This is a genomic window from Halopseudomonas xinjiangensis (assembly GCF_900104945.1).
In the GTDB taxonomy this organism is placed as follows: Bacteria; Pseudomonadota; Gammaproteobacteria; order Pseudomonadales; family Pseudomonadaceae; genus Halopseudomonas; species Halopseudomonas xinjiangensis.
Genome location: NZ_LT629736.1, coordinates 517,466 through 538,882, shown reverse-complemented (window position 1 = coordinate 538,882; position 21,417 = coordinate 517,466). Strand labels below are relative to the sequence as shown.

Below are 21,417 nucleotides of genomic sequence, written 5' to 3'. Positions count from 1 at the left end.
AGGTGTCCTGGCCATGCCCGAGTCACTGTATTACCTGATCCAGCAGTTGCTGAACGGTCTGACCGTTGGCAGCACCTATGCCCTTATCGCCATCGGCTACACCATGGTCTACGGCATCATTGGCATGATCAACTTCGCCCATGGCGAGGTTTACATGATTGGCAGCTACATCGCGTTCATGGCTTTGGCGGCCCTGGCGTTGATGGGCATCGAATATTTACCGGTGATGATCCTCGGCGCCTTCGTGCTCAGCATGATCGTCACCAGCGCCTTCGGCTACAGTATCGAGCGCGTCGCCTACCGGCCGCTCCGCGGCGGCAACCGGCTGATCCCGCTGATTTCCGCGATTGGCATGTCGATCTTCCTCCAGAACCTGGTGCGTCTGGCACAGGGCTCGCGGGATATCGCCATGCCCAGCATGGTTACCGGTGGGCTGACGATCGGGCCGGAGGAGAGTTTCCACGCCACCCTGTCGTACATGCAGATCATCATCTTCGTCGTCACCCTGATCACCATGACGCTGTTGACGCTGTTCATTACGCGTTCACGCATGGGGCGCGCCTGCCGCGCCTGCGCCGAAGACCTGAAGATGACGAACCTGCTGGGCATCAACACCAACGGTGTCATCGCGCTGACCTTCGTCATCGGCGCTGCTCTGGCAGCCGTCGCCGGCGTATTGCTGGGCATGTATTACGGTGTGATCAACCCCTACATCGGGTTCATGGCTGGCCTCAAGGCCTTCACCGCAGCGGTACTCGGCGGCATCGGCAGTATCCCGGGCGCAGTGCTTGGCGGTCTGCTGCTCGGCGTGACCGAAGCGATTACCGCCGGCTACTTCAGCAGCGAGTACAAGGACGTCGTCGCCTTCAGTTTGTTGATCCTGATCCTGTTGTTCCGGCCCAGCGGTATTCTCGGCCGTCCGGAGGTTGAAAAGGTATGATCCGCGACAACCTCAAACCGGCAGTCATCTCCGCCGTCGTCGTGTTGGTACTCACCGGATTGCTGATGGGTGTACGCCTGGAACAGGTCGGCACCGGTCTGTCGATCACCGGCATGGGGCCCGATGTCTGGTGGAAAATCGCCGCCGCTGCAGCCTTCATGTTTTTCTTCAACCTGTTTCGGGATCACCTCACTGCCTGGTGGAAAGCCGCTCCCGGCCTACCGAAAGCGCCGGCCAGCCTGACCAGGGCCAGCGACAACCCCGCGGTGCGCCGGCTGTTCTGGTGCTTCCTCATTGCCGCAGCACTGGTCTGGCCATTCTTTGCCGGCCGCGGCGGTATCGATCTGGCGACGCTGGTACTGATCTACGTGATGCTGGGCCTGGGCCTGAACATCGTGGTTGGCCTAGCCGGACTGCTCGATCTGGGCTATGTCGGCTTCTATGCGGTGGGCGCCTACACCTATGCGCTGCTGGCAATGTATCTCGACGTCGGATTCTGGACCGGGTTACTGGTCGCGGGCGGCATGGCGGCGCTATTCGGCTTCCTGCTCGGCTTCCCGGTACTGCGCCTACGCGGTGACTATCTTGCGATCGTCACGCTCGGTTTCGGCGAGATCATCCGTATCCTGCTGAACAACTGGACCGACGTTACCAACGGCCCGAACGGCATCGGCGGCATTCCCAAGCCGACCCTGTTCGGTCTCGAGTTCAGCCGACGCGCCAGCGAGGGCGTGCAGACCTTCCACGACTTTTTCGGCATCGATTACGAAGGTACTCATCGCATCATCTTCCTGTACGTGCTGGCTCTGCTGCTGGTACTGGCGACCCTGTACGTCATCAATCGCCTGTTGCGCATGCCTATCGGACGAGCCTGGGAAGCGCTGCGCGAAGACGAGATTGCCTGCCGCTCGCTGGGCATGAACCCGACGGCGATCAAGCTCAGCGCCTTCACCATCGGTGCGACCTTTGCCGGTTTCGCCGGGTGCTTTTTCGCTGCGCGCCAGGGCTTCATCAGCCCCGAATCCTTCACCTTCATCGAATCGGCGATCATTCTCGCGATCGTGGTGCTCGGCGGCATGGGCTCGCAGTTAGGCGTCATCCTCGCCGCGATCATCATGACCATCCTTCCCGAGATGGCGCGTGAATTCGACGAGTACCGCATGCTGCTGTTCGGCCTGCTGATGGTTCTGATGATGATCTGGCGGCCTCAGGGCCTGCTGCCAATGAAACGTCCGCATATGGAGCTGAGGACATGAGTCAGCCATTGCTTGAGGTAACCGGCCTGACCATGCGTTTTGGCGGGCTGCTGGCGGTCGACGGCGTTGCCCTGACCGTCAAGGAAAAACAGATCGTATCGATGATCGGGCCCAACGGCGCCGGCAAGACCACCGTTTTCAACTGTCTGACCGGGTTCTACAAGCCGAGCGACGGCAAGATCATCTTCCGCGGCGAAGAAATCCAGGGACTTCCGGGCTTCAAGGTCGCGCGCAAGGGCATGATCCGCACCTTCCAGCATGTGCGCCTGTTCAAGGAAATGACGGTGGTGGAGAACCTGCTGGTCGCGCAGCATCAGCACATGAACACCAACATGCTGGCCGGCCTGTTCAAGACGCCGGGCTTTCGCCGCAGCGAGCGCGAGGCCCTCGAGCGGGCCGCGTACTGGCTTGAGCGGGTCGACCTCAAGGAATTCGCCAACCGCCCGGCCAATACGCTGGCCTACGGTCAGCAGCGTCGGCTGGAAATCGCCCGCTGCATGGTCACGCAGCCGTCATTGCTGATGCTCGACGAGCCCGCCGCCGGCCTGAACCCGCGGGAAACCGAGGATCTCAAGGAGCTGATCGGAGAGCTGCGCAACGAGCACGGCCTGACCATCCTGCTGATCGAGCACGACATGAAGCTGGTCATGGGGATTTCGGACCATATCGTGGTGATCAACCAGGGTTGTCCTCTGGCCGCTGGTACGCCGGCCGAGGTGCGCCAGAACCCCGACGTGATCAAGGCTTACCTGGGCGAAACCTGAGGACAACCGATGCTGTATTTCAAGAACGTTTCGACCCACTACGGCAAGATCCAGGCGCTGCATGACATCAACCTGGAGGTCCAGCGCGGCGAAATCGTCACGTTGATTGGCGCCAACGGTGCTGGCAAGACCACGCTGCTGATGACCCTGTGCGGCGACCCCAAGGCCACCACCGGGAGCATCCGTTACCAGGGCGAGGAGCTGACCACCAAGACCACCGCGGAAATCATGCGCATGGACATCGCGATCGTGCCGGAAGGCCGCCGCGTGTTCTCGCGTCTGACAGTGGAAGAAAATCTGGCCATGGGCGGATTCTTCACCGAGGGCGACGACTTCCAGCGGCAGCTGGATACCGCTCTCGGATTGTTTCCACGCCTCAAGGAACGCTATCACCAGCGTGCCGGCACCATGTCCGGCGGCGAACAGCAGATGCTCGCCATCGGCCGCGCGTTGATGAGCAAGCCGAAGCTGCTGTTGCTCGACGAGCCCTCACTCGGCCTGGCACCGATCATTATCCAGCAGATCTTCGAGATCCTCGAAGAGCTGCGTCGCCAGGGCGTAACCGTGTTTCTCGTCGAGCAAAACGCCAACCAGGCGCTGAAACTGGCAGACCGCGGTTACGTTATGGAGCACGGTCACATCGTGCTGCAGGACACCGGCGAGGCGCTGCTGGCCGACCCCCAGGTACGCGACGCCTACCTCGGCGCCTGAAGCTCATCTATCGCCGGCGTTCTGGATACTTCAGGACGCCGGTCGGGCCTGCCCTTCGTAAGCACAACCACTCAAACGTTTGCCGTCAACGATAAGGGTTGCACTCATGTGCGCGAAATCGCCCGCGTGATTGAAGCACTCCTGCGGATACAACCACAGCTCAAGCCGATCATCGCGCTCGGTCCGAAAGCTGCGCGAACCATCCGGCAACTCCTCGGCAATCACCGGAGACGGACCGGTGCGCTCGGCAGCTTCGCTGTCGAATTCGATTCCCTGTGACCCGATAGTCAATCGCCAGGACGGATGCGGGCCTGCTGCGATCCACTGCGCAGACGGATCGGTTTGCGCAGCGCACCCGCGCCCTGTGGACTGCATACGGATCAGGCGCGTGGGTCTCAGTGTCTGGTCACGGATACGCCCTTCCAGCTCGACGAAAATGCCGGTCTGCCCGGGCTGGGCGACATTACGAAAAACCTGCTGCAGTTCGGCGGTGGGTACCACTTCAAGCGAACCAGTCGCATCGCACGGCGTGATTTCCCACCCGTCTCCGCCGGTTTCCAGCAGGCCAGCGAGTCGCCGCTCGTCTCCCGCTCCCCCGGGCAGCAACGCGCAACCGGACAGAGTCAGCGCCGATACCAAGGCCCAGCTCACCCGAAGCGGGTGGCGGCTCTTTGTCATTTGTGTGAACTCCTTGGCCAATTTCCAGCAAAAAATTGTGTTACTGCCCAGACACAACCCACAAGCGCAATGCTAATCTGTGCGCAGTCTAACTCATGTGTTCGCGCCAGCATTTTTCTCGGAAGCATCATGCAAATCATAAGAACGTTTGTCCTGTCGTCTCTCGTTGTCGTTGTCTCCGCCTGTGCCTCCAAGGCGCCTGAAAAAGCACCGGAACCTCGTGTGTCCTGGGCTGACTCAAGGGTAGCCGAGGTGACCGCCGTTGCCGAAGCACAAGGCTTCGAAGTCGAGCGCGAAGGCGAGGAGATCCGCGTGATCATCCCGGTCGACGGTAACTTCCATCCCAAGCGTACCCTTCTGCTGCCTAAAGGTCTGGTACCGATCGGCAAAGTCGGCAGCGCTTTGAAAGATGATGGCGAATGTCATTTCCGCGTCGTCGGACATAGTGACACCGAGGGAGACGAAGAGATCAATGAGAAGCTCAGTTTCGAGCGCGCACAGGCCGTTGCGAACATGCTGATGCTGAGCGGCGTGCGCCGCAAGCAGATGAGCCTGGAGGCAATGGGTGAGAACGAACCGCGTGCCGACAATTCGACACCCATCGGCCGGCAACTCAACCGCCGGGTAGAAATCGTCCTGACGCCAGCCACAACCGAAGTAGCGCTCGCCACCAAGTAAACTGAACACGCCGGCAGCACCTCGCTGTCGGCGGCTCCTCGTTTTGCTCGCTTCCACCGCCAGACCGATTGCCGGTTTTCACGTAACATACCCGCCCCAAGCCGATCCAGGCCAGACCAACGGGAGTTATCGTGACTGAACGTCCACAACCACGGGCGATCGCCCTCCTGCCGCTTCTTTTGTTTCTGCTGATCTTTCTCGGCAGCGGCGTCTACTACACCCTGAGTGGTACCGATTTCGCCTTCTACCAGATCAAGGCACCGGTAGCGATTCTTCCTGCGATCGTGCTGGCCATACTGCTGGCCCGCGAAGGACTGAATCGTAGCCTGGACACCTTCATTGCCGGCATCGGCGATAGCAACATCATCATGATGGTGCTCGTGTTTTTACTCGCAGGAGCCTTTGCCTCCGTGACCGATGCCATTGGCGGCGTCACTGCCACGGTCAACATGGGGCTGAGCTTCATCCCGCCGAGCTTCGTTTTGCCCGGACTGTTTCTGATCGCCGCGTTCATTTCCACCGCCATGGGGACATCCATGGGGACCATCGGTGCGGTAGCGCCCGTCGCCCTGGGTTTCGCCGAAGCGACGGGAATCTCGATACCGGTGGCAATGGGCGCGGTGATCGGCGGCGCGATGGCCGGCGATAACCTCTCGATCATTTCCGACACCACCATCGCTGCGACCCGCACCCAGTCGGTCGCCATGCGTGACAAGTTCAAGCTCAACCTGCTGATCGCGCTGCCTGCGGCGATGCTGACCTTGCTGTTGCTGTTCATTCTCGGCGACACCGCGACAGAGCCAGCGCAGGCCGACTATCAGGCGATCCTGGTGCTGCCCTACGTAGCCGTGCTGGTCCTGGCGCTGAGCGGGCTCAATGTGCTTGCCGTTCTCTTGACCGGCATCGTGCTGTCCGGCCTGACCGGTCTGCTGCTGACCGATGGATACGCGCTGAGCACCTGGGGCAACGACATTTACCGGGGTTTCGAAGGCATGCTCGAAATCACAATCCTGTCGATGTTCATTGGCGGCCTGTCGGCCGTCATGAAACGTGAAGGCGGGCTGGCCTGGCTGCGCCAGACCATTCAGAGGATCACAGCGCGTATCGGCCAGAGTGGTCGCCGCAGCGGAGAAGCCGCGATTGCCGCGCTGGTCAGCATCGCCAACCTGTTTGTCGCCAACAACACCGTGGCAATTATCGTCAGCGGCAGCGTCGCGCGCGACCTCGCCGACCACTATCAGGTGGACCGTCGCCGCAGCGCCAGCCTGCTGGACATCTTCTCCTGCGTGGTCCAGGGATTGATTCCCTACGGCGCGCAAATACTGCTGGCCGGCTCGCTGGCCGGCGTTTCACCGCTGGTACTGGCCGGGCAGGTTCACTACTGCTGGATACTCGGAGCCGCTGCGGTGCTAGCAATCATCGCCGGAGTACCCAGGTTGAAGGCAGCCGGTGAACCTGGCTGACCCGACCCTGTCGGCAAGCTGCGGTCAGCGGAGGCACACCAAGCCGCCGCAGACTATTGCTTCCAGGGCTCGCCCCGGGTGCGCTCGGTGCGTTTCAGCCGCTGATGCATCGCCGCCTTGGCCAACAGGTTGGCGCTGACCGGCGCAGTCATGAACAGGAAGATAGTAATGAGTACCTCGTGAAGGCTGATGCCCTCGCGCTGCGCGCTGAAAAACAGCATCGACCCGATCACCAGCGCACCGACGCCAAGCGTGGTGGCCTTGGTGGGCCCATGCAGCCGCATGAAGAAGTCCGGCAGCTTCCACAGGCCGATCGAGCCTACCAACGCGAACAGGCTGCCTACGAGGATCAGCGCTGCGACCAGCCATTCCAGCCATTGTGGCGTATCCATAACAGCTCTCCTCTATTCGATGATGTCGCCGCGCAACAGGTGCTTGGCCACCGCCACGGTGCCAACGAAGCCCATCACTGCGATGAGCAGCGCCGCTTCGAAGAACAGATCCGAGCGCAGATACAGACCCATGAGCATGATCAAAGCGATGGCATTGATGTAAAGGGTATCCAGCGCTAACACCCGATCCGGCAGGTCCGGCCCCTTGATCAGGCGCATCACGGTCAGCACGACCGAAATCGACATGATCGCCAGACACAGCAGCACTACGTTCTGGAACATTCGAATACCTCCAGCAGCGGCGTTTCATAGCGCTGTTTGATGGTACGGATCAGCTCATCCGCGTCGGTAACGTTCAAACCATGTATCAGCAGCGTCCGTCGATCGTCGCTCAGGTCTGCCGAGACCGTCCCGGGGGTCAAGGAGATGGTGCTGGCGAGCAGGCTGATCGCAAAGTCGTGGGTAAGCTGCAGCGGATATTCAACGAAGGTGGGCTGCAACTGACGCGTCGGACCGAGGATCAGTTTCGCCACCTGCATGTTGGCGATGACAATATCGAACAACACGCGGAGGACGAAACCCAGCAGTACCAGCGGCCGCTGTAATGTCGGCGGATTCGGCCAGAAAACATGGGTTATCAGTGGAATCACCCAGCCAAGAATTGCACCCATGATCAGCGTCCCAACCGAGGTCGCGTTCATCAACAGCTGCCAAGTCAATAGCAGGATCAGGCTGAGCAACGGATGCGGTAGCCATTTCGAACGCAACCTCATGCTCCACCTCCACGCGTCACCGCTTCCACGGACAACACCGCGTCGATGTATCCGGCGTGATCGAGCAACTGACTTGCCGTCGCATCCAGATAGTCGAGCAGCGGAGCGGCCATCAACACCATCAGCGGACTACAGGCGAGCAACGCACCCGCGGCCAGCATGCGCAGCGGATCGAGTGGTTCGCCAGCGGCAGGTACGCCGTCGTTGCGCCAGAACAGGGTACTGCCCGCCCGGCTCAGCGCGACCAGCACTATCAACCCGCTAAGCAGAACCAGCGTGTACAGCCAGGCAGCCTGCACGCCGGTACCAGCCGAGCCCAGAATCAGCACCTTGCCGATGAAACCAGACAGCGGCGGCATGCCCACGATGGAGATTGCGGCGATGAAGAACAGCCCCCCAAGCAAGGCCCCGCCCGGCAATTGCGGTCCCGCGATGAGGCGAACCGAAAAACGCGGTCCGCGCGTCCGCGCGAGGATGCCCGAGAAAAGGAACAGCGCTCCGCTGATCAAGGTCGAGTGGACCAAGTAATACAGGCTGCCGACCATCGCATCATGCGAGCCCAGGGTGATACCAGCGAGCAGAATGCCGACCGACAGAACCACCAGATAGGCGACCAGCCCATTAAGAGTGCTGGCGGCCAAGGCACCTATGGCGCCTAACCCGATGGTAAGCAGACCGACCGGCCATAGCCAGTCGCTGGCCATATGCGCCAATGCCCCTGCCTCATCGCCGAAAACCAGCGGGTACACGCGCAGGATGGAGTACAGCCCGACCTTGGTCATGATGGCGAACAAGGCAGCCACCGCCGGGGTCGCCGCCGAGTAGGCTCGGGGGAGCCAGAAATACAAGGGGACCATGGCCGACTTCAGGCCGAACACGATAAGCAGCAGCATGCCCGCAGCGCCGAGAATCGGCATATCCGCTTCGGAGGCCTGGGCGACCTTCAACGCCATATCCGCCATATTCAGCGTGCCCGTCAGGCCGTAAAGCGTGCCGACGGCAATCAGAAACAGCGCCGAGCCAAACAGGTTGAGCAATACATAGTGCAGGCCTGCGCGCACCCGCCCCGAGCCGGCGCCATGCAGCAGCAGCGCGTACGAGGCTATGAGCAGGATCTCGAAGAATACGAACAGGTTGAACAGGTCGCCAGTGAGAAAGGCGCCGTTGATGCCCATCAACTGAAACTGGAACAGCGAGTGGAAGTTACGCCCCAGGCTGTCGTCGCCCCGGATCGCATAGATCACCGAGGCGCTGGCGAGCACGGCGGTCAGCATCAACAGTAGCGCCGCCAGCCGGTCGACCACCAGCACGATGCCGAACGGTGCTACCCAGTTGCCGGCGGCATAGACCTGGACGGCGTCGCCTGCCTGGTTCATCAATACCCAGGCGATGGGTATTTGCGCCAGCGTTGCTGCGACCGACAAGCCGCGCTTGAACGTCATATCGGCGCGTGCAAGCAACAACAGCAATGCGCCGACGAACATCGGCAATACGATGGGAAGCACCGGGAGATGATTCATTGTTGATCTCCCTTGCCATCGACATGGTCGCTATCCAGCTCGCCGAGCGCGCGCAGCGCCAGGATCAATGCAAAGGCAGTCATGGCAAAGCCGATGACGATCGCCGTCAATACCAGCGCCTGCGGTAGCGGATCGGCATAACCGTCCGCCCTCCCCAGGACGGCCGGCATGCCGGTGTTAAGACGGCCCATCGCGAACAGAAACAGGTTTACTGCATAACTGAGCAATGTCAGCCCCATCACCACCGGGAAGGTGCGGGCGCGCAAGATCAGATATATCCCGCTCATCGTGAGCACGCCGAGCATGATCGAGTACAACAATTCCATCAGAGCAACTCCCTTGCCGCGCGGCTACCGGACAGCTTCCCGAGGTTGGCCAGGATCAGCAGCGTTGCGCCGACGACTGCGAGGTAAACCCCCAGATCGAACAGCATCGCCGTGGCCAGCTCGACCTCGCCAACCAGCGGGACATGAAAATAGCCGAATGAACTGGTCAGGAACGGATAACCCAATGCCAGGCTGCCAAGCCCGGTGAGCCCGGCGATCAGCACGCCGAGGCCGGCAACGTAGTGATAGTTCACACCCCATCGCTGAGTGGTCCATTGCTCGCCACTGGCCATGTACTGCAGGATCAGCGCCACCGCGGTGATCAGGCCGGCGATAAAGCCGCCGCCTGGCAAGTTATGCCCGCGCAGGAAGATATACACCGACACCAGCAGTGCCAGCGGCAGAATGACCTGCGACAGATTGACCAGCATCATCGGATGCGGATCACGCGCCCAGTTTCGCCCCATCGAGTCGAATTCGGGCACGCGCAGGCGCAACCCGTCGATCAGCGCGTAGATGCCCACCCCGGCGATGGCGAGAACGCTGATTTCGCCCAGCGTATCGAAGCCCCGGAAATCGACCAGGATGACGTTGACCACGTTGGTGCCGCCGCCGCCCTTGTAACTGTTTTCGATGAAGAAGCCCGCAATGGTCTCGTAGGGGCGCGTCAGTACCGCGAAGGACAGACCGCCCACCAGCAGACCGGCCAGACCGGCCAATGCCCAGTCGCGGCCGCGCCGCAGCGAAGACGACTCCGTCGGAGTCCGATGCGGCAGAAAGAACAGGGCCAGCATCAACAGGACGATGGTGACCACTTCGACCGACAACTGCGTCAACGCCAGGTCCGGTGCGGAAAAGCGGGCGAAAGCGAGTGCCACCATCAGCCCGACCACACTGAGCATGATCAGCGCAACGAGCCGCTGCCGATGCCAGAACGCCGTAGCCAGGGCACCAGCCATCAGCACCAGCATCCCCATAAGCGTGACGCCGTCGACTGGCGACAGCGCGACCGATCCCTTCAACGACGGCACCTGCCACAACCAGAACCCTGTCACCGCCAACGCGGCGATCAGCATCCAGGCGAAATAGCGTTGCAGCGAGGCGTTTTCCAGCAGCAGCGTGAACTGTCCGGCTCGGCGCACCGCACCTTGCACCGCCTGTTCGAATACCAGCTTGCCGTCCAGCGGCGGCAGGCCGTCGAACCATTCGAACAGCCGCCGGCGCCAGGCATACACCAGCACGCCCGCAACCAGAGCGACCACGCTCATCATCAACGGAAGATTGAGGCCATGCCAGATCGACAGACTGTAATACGGCAACTCGCCGCCCACCACGGCGCTGGCCGACACCTCCAGCAGAGCGGCAACGGTAAATGCCGGGACCAGGCCGACCGCCAGGCATAGGGCGACGAGAATCTCGACCGGCACCTTCATGTAGCGTGGTGGCTCGTGCGGTGGGTACTTCGGCAGATTGACAGGCTTGCCATTGAAGAAAACATCGTGGATGAAGCGCAGCGAATAGGCGACGGAAAATACCCCGGCAAGGGTGGCGACCAGGGGAATGACCCAGCTGAAGTTGCCGAACTGATGCTGCTGCAAGGTCTCAGTGAAGAACATTTCCTTGCTCAGGAAGCCGTTGAGCAGCGGCACGCCGGCCATCGCCGAGGCGGCGACCATCGCCAGCGTCGCTGTATGCGGCATGAATCGCCAGAGCCCATTGATGCGCCGCATGTCGCGGGTACCGGTCTCGTGATCGATGATCCCTGCCGCCATGAACAGCGAGGCCTTGAACGTCGCGTGGTTGATGATATGGAACACCGCCGCGACAGCCGCGAGCTCGGTATCCAGCCCGAACAGCAGGGTAATCAGACCAAGGTGGCTTATCGTCGAATAGGCCAGCAGACCCTTGAGGTCATGCTTGAACAGCGCGGTGAAGGCGCCCAACAGCAGCGTCGTCATGCCAGCAATGCTGACCAGGAAGAACCACATATCGGTATCCGAAAGCGCCGGATAGAGACGCGCCAGCAGGAAGACGCCTGCCTTGACCATGGTCGCTGAGTGCAGATAGGCGGACACGGGCGTTGGCGCCGCCATCGCATGCGGCAACCAGAAATGGAAGGGAAACTGTGCGGATTTGGTAAACACGCCGAGCAGCACCAGTACCAGCACCACCGGATAGAGCGCATGGCCACGGATCAGGTCGCCGCTGGCAAGTACATCGCTGAGCTCGTAGCTGCCGACGATCTGACCCAGCAACAGCACACCGCCGAGCAACGCCAGCCCGCCGCCGCCTGTCACCGCCAGCGCCATTCGTGCGCCCTTGCGCGCGTCTGTACTGTGCGACCAGTAGCTGATCAGCAGGAACGAGGACAGACTGGTCAGCTCCCAGAAGAACATCATCAGGAGCAGGTTTTCCGAAAGCACGACGCCCAGCATCGCTGCCATGAACAATGACAGATAGGCAAAGAAGCGCCCCATCGGGTCGGTCTTCGCCAGGTAGTAGCGCGCGTAGAGGATGACCAGCAGACCGATACCGAGGATCATCAGCGCAAACAGGAACGACAACCCGTCCAGACGAAAGCTGAGATGCAGGCCAACACGCTCCAGCCAGGGCAGCGATTGCACGAGCGTGTCGCCGGCGAACACCCCTTCGGCATGACGCCACAACAGGAACATGCCGATCGCCGGGGCGAGCATGGTCGCCAGGGCACAGAGCGACCGACCGCGACGGTCGGTCGCCAATGGCAGCAGACTGCCAAACAGAGGTAGCAATACAATCAGCGCCAGGGTCATTCCGGACTCACTCCTTCTGGCCTTTCAGGCTTCTTGATAGGGCGACTTCTCGCGGCAACTATCCCGTCGCCTCGCAGCATTATCCATGCTCAGCGCTGCGCTGTCATGAATCAGGCGGACCCGCCTGATAGATAATAGCTAACAATCAAGACACAGGCAGCGCCTGCAACGCAGGCGCTTTCTCCCCCGACGCTTACTTGGTGACGCGCGACTCGCCGTTAACCGTCAGCACACGCACCCGGTCGCCAGGTGAAAACGACACGTCCGGCGAATCCGCCTGAACATAAGAGCGTATCGAGCCGTCGTCTTCGCGCACGGTGATCTCGATACCCTGCCGACGCATGATCCCCTCTTCCGCCGCCGCGCCTGCCAGACCGCCCGCCACGGCACCGATCACGCTGGTGATCATGCTGCCGCGACCGCCGCCGACAGAGCTGCCGGCGATTCCGCCGACCACGGTTCCGGCCGCCGGACCGACGACCGATTTGGTCCCCTCGATCTGCACGTAGCGGACCGACTCGACGGTGCCCATGCGTACCGTTTGCGGCGTACGCGCCTGCTCCCGGCTGTACGTGTCACCCTGTAGATTCGACGCGCAACCGCCGACCATGAGCAGTGGAGACAGCAGACAAACCAGCACCAGTACTTTTCTCATCGATTACTCCAGTTTTGGAAGTGTCCGAAAGAGTAGACGTTTTCGAAGCCCAAATGTTGCGCCTAAACGGACGGTTACACAAAACCGCCCCGCCGACGAACGCAGCATTGAGCGTCCAGTTTTGCGCTAGAATGGCGACCGACTTTTCGTCGGGACGCTTCGCGCTCCCGGAAATCCACTTTGCTTCGCCGTGTCCCGTACAAGAACAACAACAGCGTGAGGATACCGAACACAGGTTTGGAGATTCTGCATGCCCGTTTTTCAGGCGATCTGGATGTACTGTCTGGACAACCCCGCCCGCGCACTGAATGCGTTGGCGCTGTTCTACGCTCTGGCCGGCGGCTGGCTGTGCGCCGCCACCCAGCTGCGAGCAAGCCGTGCGTCGGCGCGTCTGGCGACCAATACGCACACCGAAGTCGCAGCTGACGACTCCGAAGCGACCCGGCGCGTGAACCGGATGTTTTACAGCGTCGGCGGAGCCTGTCTGGGCCTCGCCGTACTGTTAAGCCTGGTCAGCACCCACTTCTGAAACGAGGCGTTGGCGGAACTGGCTGATGACAGGGTTGGCGTACTGCATCAGCCAGTAGGGCCGCTGGTCTGCCGAGCATGAGGCGAGACGCTGATCGAAACGCGCCTGCTCTGCGGCTAGGATGTCGGCATCGAAGGTAGCGCGCCAGTCACCGATCGGCAATTCGGGCGTGTCGTCCAGATTCTCGAACGCCAGGTAGTTGCTGGCGAACAGTCGGTACGAGGTGAGAATGCGGCGGTCTGCCTCCCTGGCAACAGCCTTCGCATCGGCGAACTCGCCGAGCATGGGTGCGCTGAAGGCGACGTGTACCCGTCCCTTGTAGCCGGTCAGCCCCATGGCGATCGAACGATCGTCCTCCCCTGGCTGCTTGGTGTAGCTGCCGGTACGTGCGCGCTGTTCGAGCTCCCGGGCCTTGAGCAGGTCGCATGGATCCCATTCGTAGGCGATGGATACCGGAACGATGTTCAGCGACCGGATCACCTCGCCGAACGGCTCGCTCTTTCTGCTCATGCAGAACATCTTGATGATTGCCGAGTCCGTCTCGTCGCAGCCGTCCTTCGCACGGCCTTCCGCCTGGGCTATCCACACCGAGTGGCCGGTGCTTATCGAATGATTGATATAGCCCGACAGGCCCTGGTACACCGCGAGCTTCTCGCGTCGTCCGCTGACCGAACGATGGACGATGAAGCTCTTGTTCAACCGCATCAGGTCGCTGACGAAAGGCCGTTGCAGCAGATTGTCGCCTATGGCGATGCGTGGCGTCGGGTGCCCGGCGTGGTATAGCGCGTAGTTGACGAACGCGGGGTCCATGACGATGTCGCGATGGTTGGCCAGGAACAGGTGCGAAACGTCCGTGCGCAGGTTATCCAGACCGCTGTAAGTCACCTCGATGGTGCTGTTCTCGATCAGTCGGCTCAGATGAGGCTCGAGGCGATGCTGTAGCGTGTCCACGCTGTCGATTCCACGGGATTCCCGTCGCAGGCGTAGGCGCACCAGTTGGCGCGCCAGGCCCGGCGCGACGCGCGCGCCGCGCGGAAATCGATAGCGCGCAAGCATGTCCATCAGTTCGCGGTCGTCCAGCAGACGCTTCAGAACGTCAGTGACCTCGCTGTCGTCGAATGGCCGGATGGCGTCGAATTCGCCCATATCGCTCTCATCGTTCAGGATTAAGCCGCGCATTATGCGGCGCGAGCGCATGCGGAACAATTCCTCCCGGCAGTTTCCCGCATGCATTGATCGGACTACACTTGCCGCCAGGGCTATTCACCCAGCATCACGGAGATTGCCATGCAGGCCGTCGAGGAAGTAGTAGAACAATGCCCGCATTGCGGTGAGCCGATCAGCCTCCTGCTCGATCTGTCGGGCGGCTCGCAAGCCTACACCGAGGACTGCCAGGTCTGCTGCCAACCCATCCATGTGAGTATCTGGATCGAACACGGCGACGATAACTACCATCTGGATCTGCGACGCGAGCAGGACTGATCTGTTGAATTCGACAACTACAGCGCGCATAGCGCGGAAATCATGACTGGCAGGCTCGCCCAGTTTACGCCCACCCAACCCGCGCCGCCTCCTGGCTGGAAGCCCGGCTGGAACATCGCTCCGGGCAAACGTCTCCTGATCCTGCGCAAGACCGCAGGCAGCATGGAATGCGCAGAAGTACTCTGGAATCTAACCCCGGATTGGCTCCGCGACCTGAGCCGCGCAAGCTTCAGCGCCAATGCCGAACACCTTGCCGAGCGGCCGATGTTCCGTCAGGCACTGACGGAACGGCGCTGCCTGATACCCGTTGATGGCTATTATCTGTGGCGACAACAGGGCCAGCGCAAGCAACCCTGGTATCTCAGGCGTCGAAGCGGAATGCTGGCGGTGGCAGGACTCTGGGAACGCTACCGACTCGAGGATGGAACCGAGTGGGATAGCTGCGCCCTGATCACCGCGCCGGCAAAAGGATTGGCTGCCCGCCTCGGCTCGCGCATGCCGGTCACACTCAATAGTGGCGAGCAAGCCGTCTGGTTGGCATCGGCCACCGCCGACATGGCACTTCAGCCGCTACTGCTCAACGCGGCTTCGCGGGTCGAGATGATGCACCCGGTCGCGACGTCAATCGGCAATCCGAACGCTGCCGGGGCGCAATGCTGCGCCCCGGCAGGCCAGATCGTCCTCGCATCGGAACCGGCCTGAACTGATCAGACCCGGAACTGGTTGATCAAGCGGCGTTGATGCTCGGCCAGCTTGGTCAGCGAAGCGCTGGCGTCCGACGCTTCACGTGCGCCCGAAGCAACGGACTTGGCCACCGAATCGATGGTGGTCACATTCCGGTTGATGTCCTCGGCCACGGCGCTCTGCTGCTCGGCGGCACTGGCGATCTGGGTGTTCATGTCATTGATCACCGACACCGCCTGGGTGATCGAGGTCAGCGCCGCGTCGGCTTCTTCGGCCTGCTCCACGCTCTGCTCGGTGCGGCTACGGCTCTGCTCCATCACCTTCACGGTTTCGCGCGTACCAGCCTGCAACTGCTCGATCATCGTTTGAATCTCGGCAGTCGAATTCTGCGTCTTCTGCGCCAGGTTGCGTACTTCGTCAGCCACCACAGCGAAGCCGCGCCCCTGTTCGCCGGCCCGAGCTGCCTCGATGGCGGCATTGAGTGCCAGCAGGTTGGTCTGCTCGGCTATACCGCGAATGGTATCGAGAATGCCGGTGATATTCTCGCTGTCACGCGCCAGGGTCTGGACGCTGCCGACCGCACGCTGGATATCACTCGCCAGGTGCTGAATGGTCTGGGCGGTCGCCTTCACCACCTCACGGCCGTGGTTCGCCGAGCCGTCCGCATTGTTCGCCGCCTCGGCCGCCAGCGCGGCATTGCGCGCGACGTCGTGAGCCGTTGCGGTCATCTCGGTCACGGCTGTGGCAACCAGGTCGATTTCGCTGAGCTGACGCTGCACGCCGTCATTGGTGCGGATGGCGATGTCGGCGGTATGTTCCGAGGCGTCGGTGACCTGCTGCACCGAGCCGACCACTTCGCGAATCATTCGCTGGAGCTTGTCCAGGAACGCATTGAAGCCGCTGGCGATGGCACCGAACTCGTCTGCCCGGTTGACCTGCAGACGGCGGGTCAGGTCACCTTCGCCCCGTCCTATATCTTCAAGCATGGCTGCCAGCTGACGCGCCGGACGCGCCAGGCTCAAGCCAACCATCCCCATCACTACCAGACCCAGCACGGCGACAGCGACGCCGATGGCGCCCATGGTCATGGTGGAGTCGATCTGATGTTCGTCGATCGCCGCGCCCATCGACTGCAGATCTGCCATGACCGCGTCCAACGGCAACGTCATGACAAGCACCCAACGCGTCGAGGTGCCACTGATGCGGATCGGCATCATCAGTTCGATATGGCCACCGGCCGGATCGAGTTCGTACGTCATGTCATTGCCGAGACGCTTGAGAGTCTCGACTTCGTGCGCATCGAGCACCTTGGCTGCCGGATCGCCTGGCTTGCCCTCGGTGCCCGTATAGCCCACCAAATGGCCATTGCTGCTGATCAAGGCTTGCTTCCCGCGGCCGTCATACAGATGACTATTGCTCTCTTGCAGCAGGGTCTGAATGAAATCCAGCGACAGGTCAGCGCCGACCGCCCCCATGAATTCACCTTCGACCATGATCGGGGCGACAAACGACGACAACAGGACTTTCGTTCCACCCACTTCATAGGGCGCGGGATCGATGACGCAGGCTTTTTGCGTCTCACGTGCGCATAAATAGTATTCGCCGGCGCGAACACCGGTTTCCAGGATCGTCTCGTTTTCAAGATCTTCCAGCGGCTCGACCGCCATTGAACCGTCCGCGGCCCGGTACCACCAGGGCATGAAGCGGCCGCTGCCATCGTAGCCGTCGGTCGTGACCCCTTGGTAATACTCGTCCATTTCGTCGAGCGAATTCGGCTCCCAGGCGACGTACAGCCCGAGCAGGTCCGGATTGCTCTGCAGCATGCGCTGAGTCACTCGGCTCATCTCTTCGCGCGGCATCATCAGGCTGGGCGTACCGTCGCCTTCGAGCTCACCGAGCATTTGATTGAGCATCGCCAGCTGACTAGCGACGGTCAGCGGGTATTCCAGGCGCCTACGAATGCGCTCAGCCTCGCTGCTGGCGATGGAGGTCAGCCGTTGTTCAATCAGCCGGGTAACTAGTTGCTCGCTGTGCTCCTGCACGAATTGCTGGTTCCGTTCCGCCGAGTACAAGCCGAAAAGTGTCATGATCCCCACCGCGACGAACAGGCAGGCGCCGGCGAGTGCGGTGATGGAAAGCTGGATGGATTTGAATCGCATGAAGAGACCTCTGAAGCGGAAGCACCGTTGAACCCTTATCGGCACCGCAGGACAAATCTTCAGGACCATTTCGACAAAGTCTCGCAACATGCCGGTGCTTGCCGGCTGCGCTTAATGCTCCATAATCAGTGCACTGTCAGGTTGAAGGAACCACATCCATGCGCAATCGTTTTCTCGTGTGTCTCGCAGTAGCCGGCCTGGTTGGCTGTGAATCGGTACAGACGACGCAGGGCGGCGCGGTCGGCGTCGATCGCGACCAGTACATGTTCAGTTCGCTGTCCGCCACTCAGGTCGACCAGATGGCCGCCGAGTCGTACCAGAAGATCCTCGCCGAGGCCAAGGCGCAGAATGTGCTGAACACCAAGGATGCCATGGTCAAACGCGTTCGGCGCATCGCCGGTGAGCTGATTCCGACTGTCGAAGCCTTCCGTCCCGACGCTCGCGACTGGAACTGGGAAGTGAACGTCATCACCGACGAGCAGCTAAACGCCAGTTGCATGCCTGGCGGCAAGATCCTGTTCTTCAGCGGCATTATCGAGCGACTGGATCTGACCGACGCGGAAATCGCTCAGATCATGGGCCACGAAATCGCTCACGCGCTGCGCGAACACGGACGCGAGGCTATTTCGCGCGCCTACACGACGCAGATGGGTACGCAAGTGGTTGGGGCGCTGTTCGGTCTCGGCCAGATGTCCATGCAGGCAGCAGACATGGCCGTGCAGTATGGATTGATGCTGCCCAACAGCCGCTCCAACGAATCCGAAGCCGATTTGATCGGTCTCGAGCTAGCCGCCCGCGCTGGTTATGATCCAAACGCCGCGGTGAGCCTGTGGCAGAAGATGGCCGGCGCATCGCAGGGCAACCCGCCGGCATTCCTAAGCACTCACCCGTCGCCTGGCGGGCGTATCGAAAAGCTGAAAGAGGCCATCCCCCGCGTCATGCCGCTGTATGAAGCAGCACGCTGAGCGTCTCGCGGCGCTGGTGGTCTGCGCTTCGGTGTATTCGACGAGCGCCGTGGCAGATCCGATTGCGGATGGCAGCGTTGAACTCGAACTGCGCAACTTCTATATCAATCAGGACCAGCGCAGCGGCGACCCTGACTACTCTCGCGTGGAAGAATGGGGGCAAGGCGTCATTCTCGATCTGGAATCGGGATACACGCCTGGCACCGTCGGATTCGGCGTGGATGTATTGGGCCAGTTCGGCTTTCGGCTGGATGGTGGCGGCCGCTCAGACAAGCCAGGCTCCACACGCGAGCCGGGCGACCTGTTCCCGCTGGAAGGTGGCAAGGCCGCCAGCGAGTTTGGCCGCATCGATCCCACCGCCAAGGCCCGAGCGTGGAACAGCGAACTGCGACTAGGCGCGCTGCAACCTGATCTGCCCGTGCTGATCCGCAACGATAGCCGCATACTGCCGCAAACCTTTCGCGGCGCGCAGCTCGAATCGACTATCCGCGACGACGCCACCTTGCATGCCGGGCAGATCCACAGGGTCAGCCAGCGGAACTCGGCGGACTACGAGCCCATGCAGATCCGCGGTGGCGACGCCGGCTCCAACCGTTTCCGCTTTGCCGGACTCGCCTACAAACCACTCGATGACACCAGCTTGACGTATTTCGCAGCGGAACTCCGCGACTACTACCTGCAGCACTTCATCGGTCTCGAACACGCCATCGCGCTTGCCGAAGGTGAACTTGGGGTCGATGTGCGACTGTTCCACAGCTCGGGAAGGGGCGCCAACGCTGCGGGAAATAGTGAATATGGCGCGCGTGGCGTGTATGCCGAAGGCGCCACCATCGGCGAGGTCGACAACCGGACGGCAAGCCTGGCGTTATCGTATGAAACCCGAATGCATCGCTTCGGACTCGGTCATCAGTGGGTAAATGGCGACAGTGATTTCCCTTATGTGGACAATGGCGATGGCGCGTCGGTGTATCTGATCACCTACGCGCAAGTCGGCAAGTTCCAGCGTGCTGGCGAACGCACCTGGCTGGCCGAATACACCTATAAGTTCGACGACATCGGCATGCCCGGCCTGAAGTTTTCCGGCGCCTACCTGAGCGGACGCGGCATACGGTCACCACAAGGCGGCGATAGCGGCGAATGGGAAAGAGACCTGCGACTGGACTTCCAGCCAGACGACGGGCCCCTTCGGAACCTGACGTTAACCCTGCGCCATGCCAGCCTGCGCAGCAACCTTGCCGACCAGCCCGACATTGACGAAGCGCGGGTAGTCATCAGCTACACACTCGAACTGGACTGACGGCCCCTCTGCAAACTCCCGTGATGCCAGTGGCGACCCGCCGCGATCACCCTCAATCGCCGCCCTGCGTGACGTCTGCCGATCGCCGAAAAACTTTACATTTTCGCAGACGATCTTTACGGAACTATTACAAGCGCCAGTACATCCCACAGTGATAGCAGATAGCAAGCAAAGGAGAACGCTGTGAGACGTCAGGGCGCCACGCATTCATTTGTCGAGGGCCTCGTTAACGGTCGGGTACATAACCCATATCCGATGGTATCGGTGATCCTGTCGATCTCCTTCGTGCTGCTCGCACTGGTCGTTCTGGTCAGTGTGGCGATGAGCATTCCGCCGGGCGACCTGACCCGCGACCCGACGGCAGTGGCCGGGGTGCGCATATATATCGGGTTCTTGTCGCAGGTCGGCATATTCTTCTGGTCCACCACCGCTACCCTTTGTCTGTTCGTGGCGCTGGTGATACCGGGCCGAGCGCAAACCAGGCGCATTCGCGGCTTTTTCGTCGCCGCAGGCGCGCTGACATTGATGCTGGGCCTGGACGACGTATTCCTGCTGCACGAGCATTTGTTTCCTTTTCTCGGCGTTAACGAGTTGGTCGTGCTCGGCGTTTACGGCCTATGTACCGTCGCTTTTCTGCTCTATTTCCACAAGATCATCCTCAACAGCGAATTTCTCCTGCTGACGATGGCGCTGGTTTTTTTCGGTGCCTCGGTGGTGATCGACGTGCTGGACATCGAGTGGATCGATCCCTATCTGCTGGAAGACGGAGCAAAACTGATCGGCTTGGTCAGCTGGACGGGTTACTTCTTCCGCACCGCGCTGGCAGCGGTTCAACTACACCCTTGGCGGCAGGCGTCCGTTTTGAGGGCGACTGCGCCCGCCCAGGAACGCTTGCATATGCATCCGGTTCCGCACGCGCATTCCGGCATGCATCAGACGGAGCGCCGCGTACACAGCAAAATATCCTGAACGACCGCGGGAACCGGACTGGACCGACGCGGCCGAATAGCTGGTTACCTCATTGGAGAAGCATATGGGTCGTTTAGGCAGGTCGATAGCGATACTGGCAGCGGCGGCGCTAATGACGATCGCAACAGGTTGTACGGTTGCTTCCGGGCAGAAGACTGCTGGCGAGTTCGTCGACGACAGCATCGTCAGCACTCGCGTGCGAGCGGCGCTGATCGAAGATCCTCAGGTCAAGTTTCGCGAAGTTCAGGTGGAGTCCTTCAAGGGCGTGGTGCAACTCAGCGGCTTCGTCGGGAGTCGGGCCGAAAAAAGTAGAGCGGCGCAAGTGACTCGCGGTGTTGAAGGCGTGCGCGAGGTGAAGAACGACATCCGGGTACGATGACGCTC

At 61.2% G+C, this 21,417-nt stretch carries 23 protein-coding genes; 13 read left to right on the top strand and 10 right to left on the bottom strand.

Annotated features, from left to right (window positions below; all coding sequences use genetic code 11):
• The first annotated feature begins 13 nt into the window (after positions 1-13).
• The 4 genes from livH to BLT85_RS02445 are packed head-to-tail and all read left to right on the top strand — an operon-like array spanning position 14 to position 3,671.
• Positions 14-940 (top strand): high-affinity branched-chain amino acid ABC transporter permease LivH, encoded by a 927-nt coding sequence (livH, locus tag BLT85_RS02460; protein WP_093391656.1) that lies wholly within the window; start codon positions 14-16, stop codon positions 938-940.
• Positions 940-2,196 carry a high-affinity branched-chain amino acid ABC transporter permease LivM gene (locus tag BLT85_RS02455; RefSeq protein ID WP_093397309.1) on the top strand — a complete coding sequence of 419 codons (1,257 nt, stop codon included), beginning with the start codon at positions 940-942 and terminating at the stop codon, positions 2,194-2,196. Before livH ends, BLT85_RS02455 begins: the two co-directional genes overlap by 1 nt.
• Positions 2,193-2,960: a high-affinity branched-chain amino acid ABC transporter ATP-binding protein LivG gene (gene livG, locus BLT85_RS02450; RefSeq protein ID WP_093391655.1), complete on the top strand. Its 768-nt coding sequence runs from the start codon at positions 2,193-2,195 to the stop codon at positions 2,958-2,960. The genes BLT85_RS02455 and livG overlap by 4 nt, the downstream gene beginning before the upstream one ends.
• A 9-nt stretch (positions 2,961-2,969) precedes the next feature.
• The gene (locus tag BLT85_RS02445) at positions 2,970-3,671 is read left to right on the top strand and encodes an ABC transporter ATP-binding protein (protein WP_093391654.1); all 702 of its coding nucleotides are present in this window, start codon (positions 2,970-2,972) and stop codon (positions 3,669-3,671) included.
• Positions 3,672-3,701: 30 nt separating this feature from the next.
• Here BLT85_RS02445 and BLT85_RS16610 read toward each other — a convergent pair whose 3' ends face one another.
• Positions 3,702-4,349, bottom strand: a complete 648-nt coding sequence (locus BLT85_RS16610) for a hypothetical protein (RefSeq protein ID WP_157718099.1) — start codon at positions 4,347-4,349, stop codon at positions 3,702-3,704.
• A 222-nt stretch (positions 4,350-4,571) separates the two neighbouring features.
• Here BLT85_RS16610 and BLT85_RS16605 point away from each other — a divergent pair, with 222 nt between their 5' ends.
• Positions 4,572-5,027, top strand: coding sequence for an OmpA family protein (locus BLT85_RS16605; RefSeq protein ID WP_157718098.1), 456 nt, complete (start codon positions 4,572-4,574; stop codon positions 5,025-5,027).
• A 131-nt stretch (positions 5,028-5,158) separates the two neighbouring features.
• Positions 5,159-6,490 (top strand): Na+/H+ antiporter NhaC family protein, encoded by a 1,332-nt coding sequence (locus BLT85_RS02430; RefSeq protein WP_231701521.1) that lies wholly within the window; start codon positions 5,159-5,161, stop codon positions 6,488-6,490.
• Between the two features lie 53 nt (positions 6,491-6,543).
• Here the strand turns inward: BLT85_RS02430 and BLT85_RS02425 are convergent, their stop codons facing one another.
• The 7 genes from BLT85_RS02425 to BLT85_RS02395 form a co-directional block, all read right to left on the bottom strand.
• On the bottom strand, positions 6,544-6,882 hold the full coding sequence (locus BLT85_RS02425) for a Na+/H+ antiporter subunit G (RefSeq protein WP_093391651.1): 339 nt from the start codon (positions 6,880-6,882) through the stop codon (positions 6,544-6,546).
• A gap of 12 nt (positions 6,883-6,894) precedes the next feature.
• Complete coding sequence (locus tag BLT85_RS02420) at positions 6,895-7,164, bottom strand: K+/H+ antiporter subunit F (protein ID WP_093391650.1); 270 nt, start codon at positions 7,162-7,164, stop codon at positions 6,895-6,897.
• Complete coding sequence (locus BLT85_RS02415; RefSeq protein ID WP_197673880.1) at positions 7,149-7,649, bottom strand: Na+/H+ antiporter subunit E; 501 nt, start codon at positions 7,647-7,649, stop codon at positions 7,149-7,151. The genes BLT85_RS02420 and BLT85_RS02415 overlap by 16 nt, the downstream gene beginning before the upstream one ends.
• A 2-nt stretch (positions 7,650-7,651) precedes the next feature.
• Positions 7,652-9,175 carry a monovalent cation/H+ antiporter subunit D gene (locus BLT85_RS02410; RefSeq protein ID WP_093391648.1) on the bottom strand — a complete coding sequence of 508 codons (1,524 nt, stop codon included), beginning with the start codon at positions 9,173-9,175 and terminating at the stop codon, positions 7,652-7,654.
• Positions 9,172-9,501 (bottom strand): Na+/H+ antiporter subunit C, encoded by a 330-nt coding sequence (locus BLT85_RS02405; protein ID WP_093391647.1) that lies wholly within the window; start codon positions 9,499-9,501, stop codon positions 9,172-9,174. The genes BLT85_RS02410 and BLT85_RS02405 overlap by 4 nt, the downstream gene beginning before the upstream one ends.
• Entirely contained in the window at positions 9,501-12,293 is a 2,793-nt protein-coding gene (locus tag BLT85_RS02400; protein ID WP_093391646.1) for a monovalent cation/H+ antiporter subunit A, read from the bottom strand. The genes BLT85_RS02405 and BLT85_RS02400 overlap by 1 nt, the downstream gene beginning before the upstream one ends.
• Positions 12,294-12,486: 193 nt before the next feature.
• Positions 12,487-12,948 carry an outer membrane lipoprotein gene (locus tag BLT85_RS02395; protein ID WP_093391645.1) on the bottom strand — a complete coding sequence of 154 codons (462 nt, stop codon included), beginning with the start codon at positions 12,946-12,948 and terminating at the stop codon, positions 12,487-12,489.
• Positions 12,949-13,198: 250 nt separating this feature from the next.
• Here BLT85_RS02395 and BLT85_RS02390 point away from each other — a divergent pair, with 250 nt between their 5' ends.
• Positions 13,199-13,477 (top strand): hypothetical protein, encoded by a 279-nt coding sequence (locus tag BLT85_RS02390; protein WP_093391644.1) that lies wholly within the window; start codon positions 13,199-13,201, stop codon positions 13,475-13,477.
• Here BLT85_RS02390 and BLT85_RS02385 read toward each other — a convergent pair.
• Positions 13,451-14,623 (bottom strand): 1-acyl-sn-glycerol-3-phosphate acyltransferase, encoded by a 1,173-nt coding sequence (locus BLT85_RS02385; protein ID WP_093397305.1) that lies wholly within the window; start codon positions 14,621-14,623, stop codon positions 13,451-13,453. The two genes, BLT85_RS02390 and BLT85_RS02385, sit on opposite strands and share 27 nt — an antisense overlap.
• Before the next feature lie 141 nt (positions 14,624-14,764).
• On the opposite strand from BLT85_RS02385, the gene BLT85_RS02380 reads away from it, so the two are divergent.
• Positions 14,765-14,959 (top strand): CPXCG motif-containing cysteine-rich protein, encoded by a 195-nt coding sequence (locus BLT85_RS02380; RefSeq protein ID WP_093391643.1) that lies wholly within the window; start codon positions 14,765-14,767, stop codon positions 14,957-14,959.
• 42 nt (positions 14,960-15,001) lie between these two features.
• Positions 15,002-15,661, top strand: coding sequence for an SOS response-associated peptidase (locus BLT85_RS02375; protein WP_093391642.1), 660 nt, complete (start codon positions 15,002-15,004; stop codon positions 15,659-15,661).
• A 5-nt stretch (positions 15,662-15,666) separates the two neighbouring features.
• Here BLT85_RS02375 and BLT85_RS02370 read toward each other — a convergent pair whose 3' ends face one another.
• Positions 15,667-17,802, bottom strand: a complete 2,136-nt coding sequence (locus BLT85_RS02370; protein WP_093391641.1) for a methyl-accepting chemotaxis protein — start codon at positions 17,800-17,802, stop codon at positions 15,667-15,669.
• Between the two features lie 158 nt (positions 17,803-17,960).
• Between BLT85_RS02370 and BLT85_RS02365 the strand changes: the two genes are divergently transcribed.
• The 4 genes from BLT85_RS02365 (at position 17,961) to BLT85_RS02350 (ending at position 21,412) form a co-directional block, all read left to right on the top strand.
• The gene (locus BLT85_RS02365; protein ID WP_093391640.1) at positions 17,961-18,767 is read left to right on the top strand and encodes a M48 family metallopeptidase; all 807 of its coding nucleotides are present in this window, start codon (positions 17,961-17,963) and stop codon (positions 18,765-18,767) included.
• Entirely contained in the window at positions 18,751-20,064 is a 1,314-nt protein-coding gene (locus BLT85_RS02360) for an OprD family outer membrane porin (RefSeq protein WP_093391639.1), read from the top strand. Before BLT85_RS02365 ends, BLT85_RS02360 begins: the two co-directional genes overlap by 17 nt.
• A 183-nt stretch (positions 20,065-20,247) precedes the next feature.
• Positions 20,248-21,033, top strand: coding sequence for a hypothetical protein (locus BLT85_RS16745; protein WP_197673863.1), 786 nt, complete (start codon positions 20,248-20,250; stop codon positions 21,031-21,033).
• Between the two features lie 112 nt (positions 21,034-21,145).
• Positions 21,146-21,412, top strand: a complete 267-nt coding sequence (locus BLT85_RS02350; protein ID WP_197673862.1) for a BON domain-containing protein — start codon at positions 21,146-21,148, stop codon at positions 21,410-21,412.
• The last annotated feature ends 5 nt before the right edge of the window (positions 21,413-21,417 follow it).